Origin of the sequence: Endozoicomonas sp. ALC013, assembly GCF_049310205.1 — a bacterium.
In the GTDB taxonomy this organism is placed as follows: domain Bacteria; phylum Pseudomonadota; class Gammaproteobacteria; order Pseudomonadales; family Endozoicomonadaceae; genus Endozoicomonas.
In genome coordinates this window covers 1-2,746 of record NZ_JBLYNS010000303.1, presented here as the reverse complement: position 1 = coordinate 2,746, position 2,746 = coordinate 1, and the positions used below count along the sequence as shown (strand labels likewise).

General features: G+C 50.0%; 1 protein-coding gene. It reads left to right on the top strand.

Features of this window, described 5'->3' with window-relative positions:
• Positions 1–75: 75 nt before the first annotated feature.
• Positions 76–2,746: DUF1601 domain-containing protein (locus ACO6V1_RS23330; RefSeq protein ID WP_422468911.1), on the top strand; the 2,671-nt coding region annotated here is incomplete at its 3' end.

Sequence of the window (2,746 nt, the reverse complement as noted above, 5' to 3'; positions counted from 1 at the left end):
AGTAAAAACTACTGCCTGTTGATGCCGTGGAGTAGTCTACATTTTATATTTCCCATGAATTAATGAAATATAATTATGGACAGAGGCAGTGCTGGTATAAGTTGGAAATGTACAACATCAGGTAATGATTATAATCAACCGGATGATCATGCAGGTGCTTCAGGAAGTGTACGATACCGGTATGGCACAGTGAGGCGGACGAATACTCCACTTCCCTATATCCCGGAGCGTCATGAATTTTATCCTGCTTCTGACGCCTGTTCTGCTCACCATCCACCAGGACATTCAATAAAACCTGTTCAGGATTTTAATGATCTCATCACACAAGCAAAAATGGATGACCTGGTGAGGATATCTACTCATTATGGTGATCGCTATGATGGGAAAAAACACAGTCAATTTGCCTGTTCAATCAAACAATTCACATCAAGGTCAAAAAGACCATTAAATCGTGGTGAACAATGCCAACTGATACCATTGTTGCACGCTTTTAAAGCGACACCCGGATGGCTCTGGCGAAGCCTGATGACAACAGTTCATTCATTTACGTCAGCGGGTGTCTTTACCCCTCATAAATATATGAATGAGAGAAGTAAGGAGGCTCAGGCAGCGTTATTGTCAACGTTACTTGATGCAGTAATAGTTAAGTGCAAGCAAAAACCTGAAGCCAGGGATATTGATGCCCAAGGTACCGCCAACCTGCTGTGGGCCCTGGCAAAAATAGTTGGTAACGGGCTGGAGCTGGAGAAAACACCGAAGATCAAAGAGGCCGTGGCCGCGCTGTTGCCCCTGGTGAAAATCAAAGCCGACTCAAAAGAGGGGAAATATCACTTTATTCCTCAGCATATCGCCAACCAGTTGTGGGCAGTGGCAAAATTGGTAGATAACGGGCTGGAGCTGGAGAAGACACCGAAGCTCAAAGAAGTTGTGGCCGCGCTGTTGCTCCATGTGAAAACGAAAGCCGAATCAAAAGAAGAGAAAGACCAATTCAAGCCACAGGAAGTCGCCAACTTGCTGTGGGCTCTGGCGAAACTGGTCGAAAACGGGTTGGATCTGGAGAAGACAGCGCAGCTAAAAGAGGCCGTAGCCGCGCTGTTGCCCCATGTGAAAAGCAAAGCTGAATCAAAAGAAGAGAAAGACCACTTCAATCCACAGGCAGTCGCCAACCTGCTTTGGGCCGTGGCGAAACTGTTGGACAATGGTCTGAAGAAGACACCGACGTTCAGAGAGGCCGTGGCCGCGCTGCTGGCCAATGTGAAAACCAAAGCCGAATCAAAAGAAGAGAAAGACCACTTTATTCCTCAGCATATCACCAACCTGCTGTGGGCCGTGGCAAGATTAGTGGACAACGGGCTGGGGCTGGAGAAAACACCCAAGCTCAAAGAAGTTGTGGCCGCGCTGTTACCCCATGTGAAAACCAAAGCCGAAGCAAAAGAAGAGAAAGACCACTTTATTCCTCAGCATATCGCCAACCTGCTGTGGGCGGTGGCGAAATTGGTAGACAACGGGCTGGAGAAGACAGCGCAGCTAAAAGAGGCACTGGCCGTGCTGTTACCGCATGTGAAAACCAAAGCCGAATCAAAAGCAGAGAAAGACCACTTTATTCCTCAGCATATCACCAACCTGCTGTGGGCGGTGGCGAAATTGGTAGACAACGGGCTGGAGAAGACAGCGCAGCTAAAAGAGGCCGTGGCCGCGCTGCTACCCCATGTGAAAACCAAAGCCGAATCAAAAGCAGAGAAAGACCACTTTATTCCTCAGCATATCGCTAACCTGCTATGGGCCCTGGCAAAACTGGTGGACAACGGGCTGGAGATGACAGCGCAGCTAAAAGAGGCCGTGGCCGCGCTGTTACCCCATGTGAAAACCAAAGCCGAATCAAAAGAAGAGCAAGACCACTTCAAGCCACAGGCAGTCGCCAGCCTGCTGTGGGGCGTGGCAAAACTGGTTGACAACGGGCTGGAGCTGGAGAAGACAGCGAAGCTCAAAGAGGCCCTGGCCGCGCTGTTGTGCCATGTGAAAGCCAAAGCCGAATCAAAAGAAGAGAAAGACCACTTTATTCCTAAACATATCGCTAACCTGCTGTGGGCCGTGGCAAAACTGGTTGACAACGGGCTGGAGAAGACAGCGAAGTTGAAAGAGGCCCTGGCCGCGCTGTTGCACCATGTGAAAGCCAACGCCGAATCAAAAGAAGAGATAGACCACTTTAACACTCAATCTACCGCCAACCTGCTGTGGGCCGTGGCAAAACTGGTTGACAACGGGCTGGAGAAGACAACGCAGCTCAAAGAGGTTGTGGCCGTGCTGTTGCCCCATGTGAAAGTCAAAGCCGAATCAACAGCAGAGAAAGACCACTTTATTCCTCAGCATATCGCTAACCTGCTGTGGGCCCTGGCAAAACTGGTGGACAACGGACTGGAACTGGAGAAGACACCCAGGCTTAAAGAGGCCGTGGTCTGGTTGTTGCCCTATGTGAAAACCTACGCCGAATCAAAAGAAGAGAAAGACCGCTTCAGCACACAAGAGACCGTCAAAGTGCTGTGGGCCGTGGCGAAACTGGTAGACAACGGACTGGAGCTGGAGAAGACACCAAAGCTGAAAGAGGCCGTGGTTGCGCTGTTGCCCCATGTGACAACCAAAGCCAAATCATTAGAAGAGACAGACCCCTTTACTCCTCAGCATATCGCCAACCTCCTGTGGACCCTGGCGAAACTGGTGGAGAACAGGTGGAAGCTGGAGAAGACAT